We start from the raw sequence: 16,013 nt of genomic DNA, 5'->3' as shown, positions 1-16,013 counted from the left end.
CGCCGGACGCGCCCCGGCCGCGCCGCAATGGCGCTGGCGCGCGGCCCTCTGGCCGGCCGGCGCTTTCGCGCTCGCGGCGGCGGCGTATCTCGCCGGGCGGCGTCTGGCGCCCCCGGCCGGCGCGGCCGAGGGATGGCGTTTCCGGCAGCTGACGTTCGGCTCCTCCGCCACGCTTCCGTCGATCTCGCCGGACGGCCAGCAGTTCCTCTTCGTCCGGAGGGAGGGAAATGAGCTCGACATCTTCCTGCAGCGGGTCGGCGGGCAGAACACGATCAACCTCACGCGCGGGAGCGGCGTCGACAACGACGCGCCGGACTTTTCACCCGACGGCGCGCACGTGGCGTTCCGGTCCGAGCGTGACGGCGGCGGCATCTACGTCATGGGGGCGACGGGAGAATCGGTCCACCGCGTCGTCGACGGGGGTTTCGCGCCCGCCTGGTCGCCCGACGGCTCCTCGCTCGTCTACACGACGACGACCCAGCCGGACCCGTACCATCTCGGAACTCCCGGCGACGTCCTGACCGTCGACATCCAGTCGGGGAAGAAACGGACGCTCCTGCAGGGGCAGGGGGACGCGAAGGGCGTATTCAAGAACGTGGTTCGGCCCGCGTGGTCTCCCCACGGCCGACGGATCGCGCTCTTCGGGATCCTGGGCACGGGTTCCAACCGCGACGTGTTCACGATCGACGCGGCGGCGGAAAAACCCGAGCCCGTCCGTCTCACGAACGACAAGCCGCTCGACTGGGCGCCGGCCTGGGCGTCGGACGGCCGCTCGATCTATTTCGGCAGCGACCGCGGAGGGACTCTCGATCTCTACAAGATCGGCGTCGACGAAGCCACGGGGAAGCCGACGTCGGCGCCCCAGCGGGTCTCCGTTCCCGCCGGCTCCGCCGGGCCGTACTCCCTTTCGCGCGACGGCAGCCGCATCGCCTTCCAGGTCGATTCGACCAACTACGGAATCCAGCGGTTCGCGTTCGATCCCGCCCGCCGCGAGCTCGCCGAGATGCCGAGCACCGTCCTCGCGGGCCTTCCGGTCGTCACCTATCTCGCGCTCTCCCCCGACGGCCGCCGGCTGATCTTCCAGGCGGGCGTCACGCGCGAAATCCTCTACATCTGCGACGCGAACGGCGGCAACCTCACGCAGCTGACCGACGACGAATTCAAGAACCGCCAGCCGCGATGGATCGCCGGCGGAAAGCGAATCCTCTTCTACTCGACGCGGGGCGGCCCGTACCAGCTCTGGGATATCGGCGTGGATGGAGGGCAGGCGAGAGTGCTGACCTCGCCGTCGCTCGGAGAGACCGTGGCGAGCGTTCCCACGCCGGACGGGAAGCGCGTCGCCGTCCTGCTCGAGACGCCGAACGCGAATCGGCTCGCCGTTCTGCGCCTGCAGCCGGACGGCCAGTACGCCCTCGAAACTCGCGAGGGATCCCTCCCGGTGGACACGCCGCAGAATTTCGCCTTCCCGCTGAATTGGTCCCCCGGCGGACAGTTCCTCCTCGTGAATGGAGTCAAGGGCACCGCGATCTTTTCACCCGAGACCGGCGCCGTTGAACCGGTCAGCGGCCCCACGGGCACCACGGGCACGTGGATCAACGACGACCTGGTGATCTACGGCGAGACGATTTCGGCCGACCCGTCGGGCGCGAACGGCTCGACCGCCGGCTCCGCGCTCCTGCTCTACGACCGAAAGACGAAGACGAGGAAACTCCTCCACCGTTTCCCTCCGGAGGTCGCCCTCGCGGGCGAACTCAATCTCTCGCCCGACGGCCGGAGCCTCTACGTCGTCTCGAACTTTTCGCGTTCGGAGATCTGGATGATGGAGAGGAACGCCGGAAAGTAGGCGCCGATTCTTCCCGGGCGGGGGGCGCCGCCGGGATCCGACCGAGCCGCGACCGGGATTCCTCGACTTCCCGCCGCCGCTCTTCGAGATAAGCCGGGGAAGCCGCTCGGGATGACAGGGACGGGGCCGCTCCGGGCGGGTCACCCCTGCCGAGGCTGCTTCTCTTTCGCTTGCCGGATCTGCGCGCTCAGGATGTCCCGCATGTAGTGCCAGTAGGGAACGAGCTTCAGGGCGGAATCGGCGTAACGCTGCGCTGCTTCGAGATCGGGGACGCTCTTGTTGAGGTTCGCCCAGGCGAGATTCATCAGGAGCTCCGGCTCCCCCCAGGACGGCTCCAGCGGATCGGCCGGGGGCGGCCGGCGGCGGGCCTCTTCGAGCCCTTCTTCATACATGGCGATCGCCGGCGCCTGCCCGCCGCCGCGCTCCGGCGGCGCGTACCATTTGTTGGCTCCCATCACCCAGAGAAACCGCGGGTTGTCGGGGTCGATGGCGCGAACCGCCTCGATGCGCGGCCGGACGCGCTCGAGAAAGGTCCGGAAGGCCCCGGGGTCGTTGCGGTGGAGAAATCCGATGTTGCTCAGGCAGGAGATCGCGCCGACCTGGGCGTCGACGAATCGGGCATCGCGCGCGAGCGCGGCGTCGAAATCGGCAATCGCCCCGGAAAGGTCATCCTCGAGGTCGCTCGGCGATGGCGTCTCGTTGAAGCCGTTGAACGCCCGCCGCCAGAGGGCGAAACCCTGCCAATAGCGCACGCGCGATCCGATCCGGGGGTCGGCGGCGAAGGGAGAGAGCTCTCCCCGGAGTCTCTTGAGCGCCGTTCGATCGCCCGCGTAGTCCGCATGGCGGATCTGCTCCACGAGGGCGGCGGCGCGCGAGCCCTTCGCCTCGGCGGCCCGGGCGGGCCCGGCGAGAGCGGCCAGAACCGCGACGGCTCCGGCGGTGACGACGGCGGGTCTCATCCCGATTAGAGGTACGTGACGGTGCGCCTCAGGTTTTCGCCCGGGCCGGCGCCGCCCCGAGCGTCGCCCGAGATCCCCCGACATCGCTCGGGATGACCGGTGAAAGGTGCGGAGTGGCTCGACGATCGGCGCCTCACCTCACGGTCCGAAGTTTCAGTCCTCGGCCGCTTCGCTGCCGGGGACGATCACGACCTTGCCTCCCGCGTGCCCTTCCTCGAGATAGCGGAGCGCGTCCGGCACGCCGCTCAACGGGTACCGCCGGTCGATGACCGGAACGACCTTCCCGTCGGCGACGAGCTGCGCGAGAAGCGCGAGGTCCTTCTCGTCGATCTTCGCCATGACGATGCCCAGCTTCCGGCTTCCCATCCACGACAGGAGCGGGCCGAGGAAGAACGCCTGAGAGATCTGGATTCCACCGCCCCCGCACAGGACATAACGGCCGTTCTCCTTCAACGCGCGCCGGTAGTCGAGGATCGAATGGTGAGCGTTGGCGCCGAGGATCAGGTCGTAACGCCGCCCGCTCCTCGTGAAGTCCTCTCGCGTGTAGTCCACGACGTGCGCCGCGCCCATCCACGCCGCCGTCTCCACGTGTCGCGTGCTGCACACCGCGGTGGCTTCCCCGCCGAGGGCCCGGGCGATCTGCACCGCGAACGTGCCGACTCCCCCGGACGCTCCGTCCACCGCGACCTGGTCGCCTCGCCGGATGCGCCCCCGGTCTCGAAGACCCTGCAGGGCGGTGCTCGCCGCCACGGGCAGGGCCGCCGCGTGCTCGAACGACACGCCGGCGGGCTTGATCGCCAGTTTGCTTTCCGCGGCGCACGCATACTCGGCAAAGGCGCCGCGGCAGACCCCGAATACTTCGTCGCCCGGTTTGAAGCGGGTCACGTTCCTCCCGACCGATTCGACCCGCCCGGCCATGTCGCGTCCCAGGATGCGGCTCTTCGGCTTGCGCAATCCGATCACCAGTCGCCCGACGCGCGGGGTACCCCTCGTCAGGCGCCAATCGAGGACGTTCACGGACGCCGCGAGGACCTCCACGAGGACTTCATCGTCTCGGGGAACCGGCTTCTCGACGTCCCGGACCTCGACGACGTCCGGAGGTCCGTATCGGCTGTAGGCGGCGGCCTTCACGGGCGGACGCCGGCAGGGGCCGCCACGATCCGCCGCGAGAGCCCGCCGAGCCGCATCGGACCCGCCCCCGGTGGCGCCTCAGCCGGGCGGCGGCGGCGAGAAATTCCCGACGTTTCGTGCCGGACCGTTGCGACCCCGGGTTCCATCGCGAGGAATGCTAGCGCATCGACTCGCGCGGCACGCGGCCTTTGACGTTCGACTCCTGGACTTTCCGACTCGCGACCCGTGACTTCCGGACTATCGGCCCCGGCGCGGCATCGATCCTCGATCGAGGCCGCTCCCTGGAGCGCCCGACTCTTCGACTTTCCGGCTCCCGGCTTTCGACTTCACGACTTTCCGACTCTTCGACTGTCGGATCTCACTTCCTGAGCTCGACGACGAGGAACCGGAGCGTCGTCTCGCCGATGTTCTCGATCCAGTGGGTCTGAGGCTCGCGCATCAGCACGCCGCCGGTCGTAAGCTCCGCCTCGACGACCCGGCCGTCGGCGAAGTGGTTGCGGATCTTCCCTCCCTCGATCACGTAAGTCACGAAAGCCGGGTGCGAGTGCATCTGCTCGCGGTCGCCCGGCCGCAACACTCCCTCGATCACCCGCACGCTCGCGTTCTCGAGGCGGACGTGCTCCATCCCGGCGTTGACGACCGCGGGATCGAGCGAGGGCGCCCCGCTCGTGACGGCAGCGAGCATCGGCGCGCAGAGGGCGACCTCCTTCCACAGATTCCCCATCCAGTGCATGAGTCCTCCCTTCCGGAGCCGATTCTCCCCCGGTGCGTCCGGACACGCTTCGTTCTCCGTCGAAGTATGGGATACGCCGGTGCGTTTCGACGTCTTCCCGCGTCCGAACGGGATCTCCCGCCGCGTCCCGCTCACGGATCGTCGCTCGCCGCCGACGGCCGGCGGTGGAGAGCCGGGCTCGCGGGCCCCGGTCCCGGGAGCGCCGCTACGGATTTCGCGGGTCGACCAGCGCGGCCGGAGGCGCCGGGACGGGAATCACGCAGCGGGTTCCCGGCGCGCAGGGCTGAGGCAGGCCGCCGAAGACGTAGGCCGCGCCGGCGGCCTGGTCGGCCGCCTGGGCGCCGACGACGAGCGTCCCCTCCGAGATCGCGACCGAGAAGCCGAACGAGTCCCAACCGGCAGCGTCGGACGCCTGGATCTTCGCGTCGAAGGCCGAGGTGCTCGCCCATCCCGTGGGCGGTTCGACGAAAACATAGGCGGAGCCGGGAACGCGCAGGCCGGGCTGCGAAGGAGCGCCGACGGCCACCGTCCGGCCGGCGAGCGCGACCGCGGTTCCGAAGTAGTCCCCGGCGACGGGAACGGTGAGCTCCGCATCGAACGTCGAAGTGCTCGACCACCCCGCCGCCGGTTTTTCGAAGACGAACGCGGCGCCCTGGTCGGAATTGCCCAGTAAGGGCGCACCGACGACGGCCGCGTCGTCCGATATCGCGACCGAACCGCCGAACTCGGTGCCGTTCGGCAAATCGGAAGCCGTGAGCTTCGCGTCGAAGTGCGAAGTGCTGGCCCAGCCCGAGGGCGGTCTCACGAAGACGTACGCCGCGGACTGGCTGCCGCCGAAAGCGGGAGCGCCCCCGATCACCGCGTCTCCCGAGATCGCGGCCGAAGTGCCGAGCGCGTCGTTCGCGAGCTCGCCGGCGGCCGTGAGACGCGCCGCGAAAGCGGAAGTGCTCGCCCATCCGGACGCCGGCTTCTCGAACACGTAGAGCGCTCCCTGCCCATCGTTTCCCCCGACCTTCGCGTTGGACGCTCCGACGATCAGCGTGTCGCCATCGATGGCCACGCTCAGCCCGAAGAAGTCGCCCGCAAGACCGCCGGAAGCGGTGAGCTTCGCCGAATACAGCGACGTGCTCGTCCAGCCCGAAGCCGGTTTCACGAATACATACGCAGCCCCGGTCGCATTTCCCACCCCCCAAGCTCCGACGACCACCGTGTCCCCGGAGATCGCGACCGACGTCCCGAATCCGTCGTCCGCCGCGCCCGCCGGGTTGGAGAGCTTCGCCGAGAACGCCGACGTGCTCGCCCAGCCGGAGGCGGGCTTGACGAAGACGTAGACGGCCGCCGGCGGCGCGGCGGCGACGATCGTGTCGCCCGAGATGGCGACGGACTCGCCGAGTGAGCCATGGGCTGCCGTCCCGGAGACGAGCTTCGCTTCCTCGAGGAGGGAGTCGGCGTCGCTCGCGATCGCCCGCGAGATCGCGGTCCGGGCCCCCGGCGGGAGACCGACGGCGGTGTCCGGCGCCTCCCGGTCCTGCGCTCCGGCCGTCGCGACCGAGATCAGACCCGTGAGAACGGAAAGCAGGACGCGGCGCCGGTTCGACATGGACCCTCCTCGACCCGATCCAGGATGGCCGAGAAACACGGCGGACCGAGGGCGGCTCCTCCGAAACGGGTACAGCGGCGGCCATCTTATCCCGCGGCCGCCGGCGAGGGAATTCGGAAGGACGGTGAACTCTGCCGCGACGCGGCCGACCTCCTCGACTCGCGACTGACCGACTCGCGACTTTCGCCTAGTGCGACGTCGGCCGTTCGGACATCTGCGGGAGCGGCTTCAGCATGCTCACGCGATTGCCCTCGGTGTCGGTGAACGCCACGTAGCGCCCGACTCCCGGAATGTCCATCGGATCGCCGAGGACCTTCCCGCCCGCCTTCTCGACCTTCTTCATCGCCTTGTCGATATCGTCCACCGCGATCACGACGGACGGGTACTGGCCCGGCTTGGACTCGTCCTTCATGAAGAAGCCGCCGTTGATCGCGCCCGGCTTCTTCGGGCCGCGGTCGTCGGACTCGGTCGTCGTGACGACGACGTACTTGCCCATGTCAGGGCCGAGCATTCTCGTCTGCCAGTCGAACGCTTTTTCGTAGAACTCCGCCATGCGCCGGCGGTTCTCCGCCGGCATCTCGAAATGGATGACTGGATTCATGGAATGCCTCCTTTGCGGCGTGGACCGAAATTGGTTCCGGTGAAAACGCGGCAAAGGCCGTGCCATCGCGCGGCCGAAGTCCGCGCGGATCACGCGTCGGTCGATCGCGAGCCGCCGGTCGCCGGGGTCGACGCAGCGCCGCGCCGACGGCTGACCCGGTAGAGGATCGGTCCCGCCGCCGCGATCCCGGCGCCGAACAGGAGCGCGGGGACGGCGCCGATCGTCTCGTCGCGATTCCGGACGAGCGCGATCGAGAGCAGCGCGAGAGGTCCCGCGGCGAGGAGAACCGTTCCGAGGACCCCGCCGGCGACGCGGAACGGGCGCGCGAGGTCCGGCTCCTTCCGGCGGAGCTCGGTGAGCGCGACGAACTCGAGCATGAGGCTCCCGCCGTACAGGAGGACGTCGAGCTCGATGAGCCGGTCGAACCCCAGGGTGAGCGCTGCCGTCCAGCAGACCGCGCACGCCAGGATCGAGAAGGTCGGGGCGTCGGTCCGGGGATGGCGCCGCGCGAACACGCGCGGAAGAAAGCCGTCCTCGGCGAGTGTGGCCGGCACCCGCGAATACGAAAGCAGCAGCGCGTTGAACATCCCGATCCCGCAGATCGCGCCGCCCGCGACGACGGCGGCCGCGAGCGCCTTCCCGCCGAGCGCCGCCGCGACCTCCGTCCAGGAGCCGGTCGTCCACCGGCTCGGATCGATACCCGCTCTCGCCGCCGCGGCCACGGGCAGCACGTAGCTCGCGACCGTGAGGAGAACGGCGAGCAGGATCGCGAGCGGGTAGCTTCGCTGCGGCCGATCGACCTCCCCCGCGACGGTCGAGGCGTTGTCCCATCCCATGTAGTTCCACATCGCGATCAGGATTCCTCCGAGAAGGACGGGATGCGGAGCGGAGGCGGGCGCCGCGCCCCCGCGGTGGAAGACCGCGATCGTCCCGAGCACGGCGAAGGGGGCGAGCAGCGCGACGCCGAGCGCCACGGAGGAGTCGCCGACCGAGCGCGCCCCCAGAAGGTTCCAGGCCGTGCAGAGAGCGATCATCGCGGCGCCCAGCGCGAACTCCCGGTTCGCGCCCCGGACGGCGGGGAAGAAGTGCGAGAGATAGAGCACGAAGAGCGTCGGATAGATCGCCATGTCGAAGACGCTCGCCGCGAGCGACAGCCACGCCTCCTGGAATCCCCAGAACGGGCCGAGGGCGCGGCGCACCCAGGCGTAGTAGCCCCCTTCCTCCGGAAGAGCGCTCGAGAGCTCCGCGACCATGAGCGCCGCGGGAACGCTCCAGACGATCGGGACGACGAGGAGGATCGCGATCGAGTAGCGGTATCCGGCGTTCTGGACGATCTCCTCGAGGCCGTAGGGCCCGCCCGCGACCATGAAGAACGTCGCGGCGGCGAGTGGGAGGACCGTCAGCGAGCGGCGCAAGCCGGTTCCGGAATCAGGTCAGCGCGAGGTACTGGTGCGCGAGCCAGACCATCATCGACCCCTCGCCCACCGCCGCGGCCACGCGGTTCATCGCGCCGGCGCGGACGTCGCCGGCGGCGAACACGCCCGGCACGCTGCTCTCGAGCGGCAGGGGCTCGCGCCGCTGCTTCCAGACGCGGGGGTACGCCTCGGCCGCCACGAGGTCGCGGCCGGTCAGGACGAACCCCTTCGCGTCGCGCAGCACCTCGGGCGGAAGCCACTCGCTGCGCGGACGGGTGCCGATGAAGACGAAGACGGCGTCGGCCTCCTCGACCGCGCAGGATCCGTCGGTGCACGTCCGGAGCGACACGCACTCGACGCGGTCCCGGCCTTCGACGCGGTCGACTTCCATCTGGCACCTCAGCCGGATGTTCGGCGTCTTCCCGATCTGGTCGATGAGGTACTGCGACATGGTCTCGCGCAGACTCTCGCGGCGCACCACGATCTGGACTTCCTTCGCGTACCGCGACAGGTGCATGGCCGCCTGGCCGGCCGAGTTGCCGCCGCCGATGACGAGCACGCGCCTTCCCTCGAACGCCGGCGCCTCGGCCGTCGCGGTGCCGTAGTACACGCCCGCGCCCGTGCGCTCCGCCATGCCGGGAGCGGGATGCTCCCGGTAGCTCATCCCGGTCGCGGCGAGGAGCGTCCGCGTCACGATCTCGCGGCTGTCGGCGATCGTCACCCGCTTGTACCCCGCCTCGATCGAAACGGCCGTCACCTCGAGGGGCGCCAGGAACTCGGCGCCGAGCCGCTGCGCCTGGGTGAGCGCGCGCCGCGTCAGCTCGCTCCCCGACACGCCCGCCGGGAAGCCGAGGTAGTTCTCGATCCGGGAGCTGGTGCCCGCCTGGCCGCCGGGCGCGTGCCGGTCCAGGAGCAGCGTCCGGAGTCCCTCCGACGCGCCGTAGACGGCCGCCGCGAGTCCCGCCGGGCCCGCGCCCACGATCACGAGGTCGTAGAGGTCGTGGGCCGCCGAGAGCGGACGGCCGAGACGTTCGGCCACCTGCCGCGGCTCCGGATTGCGCAGAACGGTTCCGTCTTCAAAGAGCAGCGCGGGGAGCTCGTCGGCGCCGACGGTCGCCGCCTCCAGCAGGGCGCGCGTTTCCGCGTTCCGTTCGACGTCCAGCCAGCGATAGGGAACGAGGCTGCTCGCCAGGAACTCCTTGATCGCGTGCGATCGGGGCGACCACTGGTGTCCGACGAGGCGGAGCCCGGTGGCCTCGGGCAGGTATTCGGCCTGCCACGCGTCGAGGAGATCGTCGATCACCGGGAAGAGGCGCTCCTCGGGCGGATCCCAGGGCTTGGAGAGATAGTGGTCGAGGTGCGCTTCGTTGATGGCCCGGACGGCGGCCTCGATGTCCGAGTACGCGGTCAGGAGGACCCGTCGCGCGAGCGGGTAGACCTCGCGGGTCCGGGCGAGCACTTCGGTGCCGGGCATGCCGGGCATGCGCTGGTCGCTCACGACCATCGCGAGCGTGTCGCCGCGGGTCTTCAGCTCCCGGACCGTCGCCAGCGCCTCCTCGCCGGAGGCCGCGCTCAAAATCGTGTATTTTTCCCGGTACCGCGAGCGCAGGTCGCGCCGCACCGCGGCGAGCACCTGCGGGTCGTCGTCGACGACGAGGAGGGCCGGCTTGTTCACGGCTTGCCCGAAGCACCCGGCCATTCGGCGATCGGCAGCGCGACCCTGAATTCCGTCCGTCCCGGGCGGGATTCGACGGTGATCTCGCCGTCGTTGTGGCCGACGAGACGCCGGACGATGTCGAGGCCCAGGCCCGTGCCCTGACCCATCGGTTTCGTGGTGAAGAACGGGTCGAAGATGCGGTCGCGGACCTCGGGGGGAATGCCGGGTCCGTTGTCGACGACGCGCACCACCACGTGGCCGTCCTCGCGGTTCGCCCGCACCTCGACGCGGCCGGCAGCGGGAATCGCGTCGAGGGCGTTGTCGATGAGGTTCGCCCAGACCTGGTTGAGCTCCCCGACGAAGCCGCGGGCGGGCGGAAGCCCGGGCTCGACGTCCACGACGACCGCGGCCGACTTGCTCCGCGCCTTGGCCTTGAGGACGGCGACCGTGTCGTCCAGGCCCCGCGTCAAATCGACCGATTCCGGCACGTTCGCCTGGTCCATGTGCGTGAAGCCCTTGATCGCGGTGACGAGGCCCGAGATGCGCCGCGCGGCTTCCTGGATCTCCGACGCGAGACTGCGAACGGAACACCCGGCCGCGGCCCACCGGAGCGCCGCGTTCAGCGCCGGTCCGTCCACCGCGGCGGCGAGTTGGTCGAGCGCCTCGAACGTCACGGCCGTCTCGGCGAGAGCCTCCGCGCTGCCGACGTCGAGGGCTCGGCCCTCGAGCCAGTCGGCAATCGCCTGCTCGCGCTCCGCCTGCTCGATCGGAGATCTCACGCCGGGCACGCGCGTCGCGTTGCAGGAAGCGCGAATCGCGTCGAGGGCGGCGAACTGCGCGTCCGTCAGCCGCGCCGCGCCGAGCGCCCGCGTCGCCTTCTCGGCGTCCTCCAGCTTGCTTTCGAGGAGGGCCGCGCTGCGATCGATCGCCGAGGCCGGGTTGTTGAGCTCGTGGGCGAGCCCCGCGGAAAGCTTGCCGAGAGAGACCATCTTCTCGTCGTGAAGGTCGTTCGACGTGAAGTAGCGCGCGCGGTCGAGCATGGTGTGGACGAGGATCGACGTGATCTCGTGGCAGTCGCGGATCATCTCGGGGAGAAAGCGCCGGGGAACGGCGAGGATCTCCGACGGTTCCTGCGCGATCGAGTCGCCCGGCGGGTTCTTCAGGCGGGAGTACGGCAGGAGGCCCGTGACGTCGCCTTCCCGCCATTCCATCATCTTGTGCGGCCCGGCGCCTCGGTCGACGAAAATGGCGACGCGCCCCGACAGCAGGACCCACAGGTTCTCCACCGGCTCGTTCTTCGTCAGCAGCACGTCGCCGGTCTTCAGCTTCCGGATGGAGCCGTGCGAAGCCAGCCAGGCGAGCTCTTCCCGGGGCGCCGCGGCGAGGGCCCGGTGCCGCGCCAGCCGATCGACGAGTTCCTCGTTGTCCGTCATGGTGCTTGGTTCCTAGGGACCGAATGCTACATCGGACGGACCGGCCGCCGCCGGAAGGCCGCCCCGGCGCGACGCGGCGGGCGCGAGGGCCCGGAGCTTCGCCGCCCTCGAGAATCTCCGCCCGCGCTCCTCGCCCGTGTCGTACCCTACGAGCGTCGATGACCGTGAGCACGACTCGCCCGGCGCCGCCCGAGCGGCCGGCGCCGCGCGCGCCGTGGGGGGGCACGCTCCCGTACCTCGCGATTTCCCTCCTGACCGCGGCCCTCTATCGGCGCGTCGCGACGCTCTGGTGGCTGAGCGACGACTTCTTCCATTTTCACCTCCTCACGAAACATCCGGCGACCTCTTTCTTCTTCAGCCCTCGGAGCGGCCGCGACCTGCCGGGCCGGATGTTCACGCCGCTGCTCCTCCTCTCGCTCCGCGCGGATTGGCGGCTCTTCGGGCTTCGCCCGGGGCCCTTTCATCTCCACCAGCTCGCGGCGATCGGGGCCGCCGCCCTCCTGCTCCACGCGACGCTGCGGCTCTGGATGGCTCCTTCGTCCGCGCTGTTCGGCGCGACCCTGTTCCTCTTCGGCACGACCGTGGGTCCGGTCGCGGCGGAGCTCGCCACGCGCCATTACGCCGAAGGCCTCGGCCTCGCGCTCCTCTCCACCATCTTCTTCGTGCGAGGCGAGCGGACGCGATCGCCGGCCTTCATCGCCGCGTCGGCGGTCCTCTATCTCCTGGCGATGTCGGCAAAGGAAATCTTCGTTCCCCTTCCCGCGATCCTCGCGCTCCTCCCCGAAACCCGAGGCCGGCTTCGGACGCTTCGCGCCCATGCCGCGGCACTTGCCGCCTATCCGGTCTGGAGGATCGCGGTGCTGGGAACGCTCGTCGGAGGGTACGGGCTGGTCCTTCCCGCGAAGAGAGCGCTGCCGGCGCTCGCCGGCCTTCCGTTCCGGCTGACGGCGGCGATCTTCGGCCCCGGCGGCGGCGCGGGGTGGGCGACGCTCGCCGGGCTGGCGGTCCTGTGGGCGATGGCGCCGCCCCGGAGCGGGCGCGAGTGGGCGTTCGTCGCGGTGCTCCTCGCCGCGGCCGTGCTCCCCGTTCTCCCCGTCTCTTCCGAGCTCGCCCCCCGCTATGCGCTCGCGACGTGGATCGCGTTGGCGTGCCTGGCCGCGGCGTCGCTCGAAAGAGCCCGGCGGTTTCGCCGCCGAACCGCCGCCGCCGCCGCGCTCGTCACGCTCGCTCTCGCTTTCCTCTCCCATCGGACGGCCTGGGGCGCCGCCGGCGCGCGGCTGCGAAGGCAGAGCGCCGAGAACCGGGCCTTCGCGACCCGCCTCGTCTCCGGCGACGTCCTCGTCCACCCCGCGTCCTATCCCGCCGCGATGGGCGAGCTGTCCTGGTTTCGGCAGGACGTGCTTCGCTCGCACGGCCGTCCCGACTGGTTCTTCGACGACCTTCGCCTCCTCGAGCATCCGCCGCTCGGTTCGGGGAATCGCTACTGGGAATACGACGCGAGCGCCGATTCGTGCCGGGACGTGACCGGGACGATGCCCGCGCGGGCGCGCCTGGCGGCCCGCCTCGACCGCCCCTCCGCGCCGCTCACCGCTCGTTTCGAATGGCGGCCCGGGGCGCTCCGCTGGCGCCTCGGACCTTACCCGGACGGCGGGTACGCCTTCGTGCTCCGCGACGGAGCCGATGCGATGGCGGTTCCGGCCGAGGGAGCCTACCGGCTCGATCCGCAGCCGATCACGCTCCGGGTGAAGTACGCCGCGATTTCCGGGTGGACGACGTATTCTTCCGGGATCGTGATCGATCCGACCCGTGCCGCGAGCGTGTCCTGGGAGCGGCGGCCATGAAGCTCCTCGTCGATCCGGCCCCCCTTCGGGAGACGTTCCGGAGCGCGGAGCCGTTCCCGCACGCCGTGATCGACGGATTGTTCGAGAACGAGGCGCTCGACCGGGTTCTCCGCGATTTCCCCGGCCCCGAGGACATGGAGTGGCGCCGATTCGACTCCTCGACCGAGCGCAAGCTCGGCTACGATCATCGGCGGAGCGTCGTCAAACCGGAGCTCCAGCAGTTCCTCTACTTCATGAACTCGTTCCCGATGATGGTCTTCCTCGAACGGCTGACCGGGATCGAGGGCTTGATCCCCGATCCCTACTACGGCGGCGGGGGTCCCCACCAGATCCTCCCCGGGGGGTACCTCGGCGTCCACGCCGATTTCAACTGGCACCCGATCCTGAAGCTCGACCGGCGCCTGAACGTGCTCGTCTACGTCAATCGCGAATGGCGCGACGAGTACGGCGGCCATCTCGAGCTCTGGGACCGCGAGGCGAAGCAATGCGTCCGGAAGATCCTGCCGGTATTCAACCGAACGGTCGTGTTCGCGACGACCGACTTCTCCTACCACGGCCATCCGGAGCCGCTCCGGTGTCCGGCGACGATGACGCGAAAATCGATCTCCCTCTACTACTACTCGAACGGCCGCCCCGCCGAGGAGCGCTCGGCGCCGCACGACACGATCTTCCGGTCGTAGCCGGCCGGCGGACTTCCCCGCGGGGCACGGTCGGGATCGAGGCGCGGGATAGAATCCCTCGAAAGGAAAGCCTCTGACCCTCGTGTCCCGCACCCGACTCGGCCCGTATCCTCCTTCGCTCGTGGCGAGCGTCGGAGGACACGCTCCTCTCTCGCGCGTCGAGGACGGCGGACACGACGGAGGACAAGCTCCATGAGTCTCTCGCCCGGGACACGGCTGGAGCCCCGCGAGGTGATCCCGACGCTCGGCGCGGGAGGCCCGCCCTCGCTCGTAGACGCGAGCCGGAAGTCCGGCCATCGCCGAGGCGACGGCCGATACGACACGGCCCTGAGATCGGGATGACTCTCCCCAGCGGAATGCGGCTCGGTCCATACGAGATCGTCAGTCCTCTCGGAGCCGGGGGCATGGGCGAGGTGTACAAGGCGCGCGACACGCGGCTCGGGCGCGACGTCGCGATCAAGGTCCTCCCCGCGCACCTGACCGACGATCCGGACGTGAAGGCCCGCTTCGAGCGCGAGGCGAAGTCGATCTCGCAGCTCACGCACCCGCACATCTGCACGCTCTACGACGTCGGCTCGGAAGGCGGCGTGGAGTATCTCGTGATGGAGCTCCTCGAAGGCCAGACGCTCGCCGACAGGATCGAGAAGGGACCGCTCCCGACCGACCAGGTGCTGAAATTCGGCGTCGAGATCGCCGACGCGCTCGACCGCGCGCACCGCGCCGGCATCGTCCACCGGGATCTCAAGCCCGGCAACGTCATGCTGACGAAGTCGGGCGTCAAGCTCCTCGATTTCGGGCTGGCGAAAGCCGTGACGTCGAGCGGAGCCGCGTCCGAGCTCTCTTCCCTTCCCACGCAGGCCGCTTCCCGGCCCCTCACCGAAAAAGGAACGGTGATGGGAACGTTCCAGTACATGGCGCCCGAGCAGCTCGAGGGAAAGGATGCCGACGCGCGGTCGGACATCTTCGCGTTCGGCTGCGTGCTGTACGAGATGGCGACGGGAAAGCGCGCGTTCACGGGCGCGACCCAGGCGTCTCTCGTCTCGGCGATCCTGCGCGACGATCCGAAGCCGATCTCGGCGGTCGTGCCGCTCGCGCCCGCCGCGCTCGACCGCCTCGTCCGGAGCTGCCTCGCCAAGGACCCGGAGGACCGGTGGCAGAACGCCCGCGACGTCCGCAACGAGCTGACCTGGATCGCGCAGGGCGGCTCGCAGGCCGGCGCCGCGGTGCCGGTGGCCGTCCCGGCGCCGCGCCGAAGACGCCGCGAACGGCTCGCCTGGGGCGCCGCGATCGCCGGGGCGGCCGCCGCGGCGGTCGCGATCGCGGCCGCCCGCCGGCTCGGGAACCGCATCACGGAGCTCGAACGCCCGACGATCGCTTCGATCGTCGCACCGCAGAAGACCGCGGTGCGCGGCGTCGCTCTCTCGCCCGACGGCCGCCGCCTCGTCTTCGTCGCGCGCGACTCTTCCGGAGCGAGCCTCCTGTGGATCCGTTCCCTGAGCTCTCTGACGGTCCAGCCTCTGTCCGGAACCGAGAACTCGTCGTTTCCCTTCTGGTCGCCCGACAGCCGCGTCATCGGCTTCTTCGCGGACGGAAAGTTGAAGAGGATCGACGCCTCCGGCGGCCCTCCCCAGGTGATCTGCGACGCGCCGGAGGCCCGCGGCGGAAGCTGGAGTCCGAACGGCGTGATCCTCTTCGCGCCCGCCGTCGACGGGCCGATCTTCCGCGTTTCCGCTTCCGGCGGCGCCCCGTCGCTGGTGACGAAGCTCGATCGCGCGCGCGGGGAGAGCAGCCATCGATTCCCTTTCTTTCTCCCCGACGGCCGTCACTTCCTCTATCTGGTCGCCAATTTCGGCGCCCCCGGGGATTTCCCCGGAATGGGGATCTACGCGCGAAGCCTCGCGAGCGAGAAGGAACAGCGCGTGTCCCCCGCCCACTCGGCCATGGCGTTCACGCCATCGTCGTCCGGGGGACGCGAAGGATCGCTCGTCTTCTGGAAGGACGGGAACCTCTTCGCGCAGCCTTTCGACACGAAGGCTCTCCGCGTCACGGGCGAATCTTCTCCCATCGTCGAGGACGTCCAGTACTTCCCGCAGACCCAATCCGCCCTCTTTTCGGTGTCC

The 16,013-nt window shown here is 70.0% G+C and carries 12 protein-coding genes; 4 read left to right on the top strand and 8 right to left on the bottom strand.

The features are described 5' to 3' along the window. Positions 1 to 1,843 (top strand): hypothetical protein (locus VFS34_10005; GenBank protein ID HET9794785.1); only part of this gene is annotated, 1,843 nt, incomplete at its 5' end. A gap of 140 nt (positions 1,844 to 1,983) precedes the next feature. Here VFS34_10005 and VFS34_10000 read toward each other — a convergent pair. The 8 genes from VFS34_10000 to VFS34_09965 all read right to left on the bottom strand — a co-directional run bounded on the left by VFS34_10000 (position 1,984) and on the right by VFS34_09965 (position 11,372). Continuing rightward, positions 1,984 to 2,802 (bottom strand): hypothetical protein, encoded by an 819-nt coding sequence (locus tag VFS34_10000; GenBank protein ID HET9794784.1) that lies wholly within the window; start codon positions 2,800 to 2,802, stop codon positions 1,984 to 1,986. 153 nt (positions 2,803 to 2,955) lie between these two features. Next, positions 2,956 to 3,933, bottom strand: a complete 978-nt coding sequence (locus tag VFS34_09995; protein ID HET9794783.1) for an NAD(P)-dependent alcohol dehydrogenase — start codon at positions 3,931 to 3,933, stop codon at positions 2,956 to 2,958. Positions 3,934 to 4,291: 358 nt separating this feature from the next. Beyond that, positions 4,292 to 4,666 (bottom strand): cytoplasmic protein, encoded by a 375-nt coding sequence (locus tag VFS34_09990; GenBank protein ID HET9794782.1) that lies wholly within the window; start codon positions 4,664 to 4,666, stop codon positions 4,292 to 4,294. A gap of 205 nt (positions 4,667 to 4,871) precedes the next feature. Next, on the bottom strand, positions 4,872 to 6,266 hold the full coding sequence (locus VFS34_09985; protein HET9794781.1) for a hypothetical protein: 1,395 nt from the start codon (positions 6,264 to 6,266) through the stop codon (positions 4,872 to 4,874). 187 nt (positions 6,267 to 6,453) lie between these two features. Then, positions 6,454 to 6,867, bottom strand: a complete 414-nt coding sequence (locus VFS34_09980; protein HET9794780.1) for a VOC family protein — start codon at positions 6,865 to 6,867, stop codon at positions 6,454 to 6,456. 89 nt (positions 6,868 to 6,956) lie between these two features. Then, positions 6,957 to 8,282 (bottom strand): APC family permease, encoded by a 1,326-nt coding sequence (locus VFS34_09975; GenBank protein HET9794779.1) that lies wholly within the window; start codon positions 8,280 to 8,282, stop codon positions 6,957 to 6,959. 13 nt (positions 8,283 to 8,295) lie between these two features. Then, complete coding sequence (locus tag VFS34_09970) at positions 8,296 to 9,957, bottom strand: FAD-dependent oxidoreductase (protein HET9794778.1); 1,662 nt, start codon at positions 9,955 to 9,957, stop codon at positions 8,296 to 8,298. Then, positions 9,954 to 11,372 (bottom strand): ATP-binding protein, encoded by a 1,419-nt coding sequence (locus tag VFS34_09965; protein ID HET9794777.1) that lies wholly within the window; start codon positions 11,370 to 11,372, stop codon positions 9,954 to 9,956. Before VFS34_09965 ends, VFS34_09970 begins: the two co-directional genes overlap by 4 nt. A gap of 164 nt (positions 11,373 to 11,536) precedes the next feature. Here VFS34_09965 and VFS34_09960 point away from each other — a divergent pair, with 164 nt between their 5' ends. The 3 genes from VFS34_09960 to VFS34_09950 form a co-directional block, all read left to right on the top strand. After that, positions 11,537 to 13,213, top strand: coding sequence for a hypothetical protein (locus VFS34_09960; protein ID HET9794776.1), 1,677 nt, complete (start codon positions 11,537 to 11,539; stop codon positions 13,211 to 13,213). Then, positions 13,210 to 13,893, top strand: coding sequence for a 2OG-Fe(II) oxygenase (locus VFS34_09955; GenBank protein ID HET9794775.1), 684 nt, complete (start codon positions 13,210 to 13,212; stop codon positions 13,891 to 13,893). Before VFS34_09960 ends, VFS34_09955 begins: the two co-directional genes overlap by 4 nt. 338 nt (positions 13,894 to 14,231) lie before the next feature. Continuing rightward, positions 14,232 to 16,013: protein kinase (locus VFS34_09950; GenBank protein HET9794774.1), on the top strand; the 1,782-nt coding region annotated here is incomplete at its 3' end.

It is taken from the genome of Thermoanaerobaculia bacterium, assembly GCA_035717485.1.
GTDB lineage: Bacteria > Acidobacteriota > Thermoanaerobaculia > UBA5066 > DATFVB01 > DATFVB01.
Note: the sequence above shows the minus strand (reverse complement) of the source record. Positions and strands in the feature narration are given on the sequence as shown.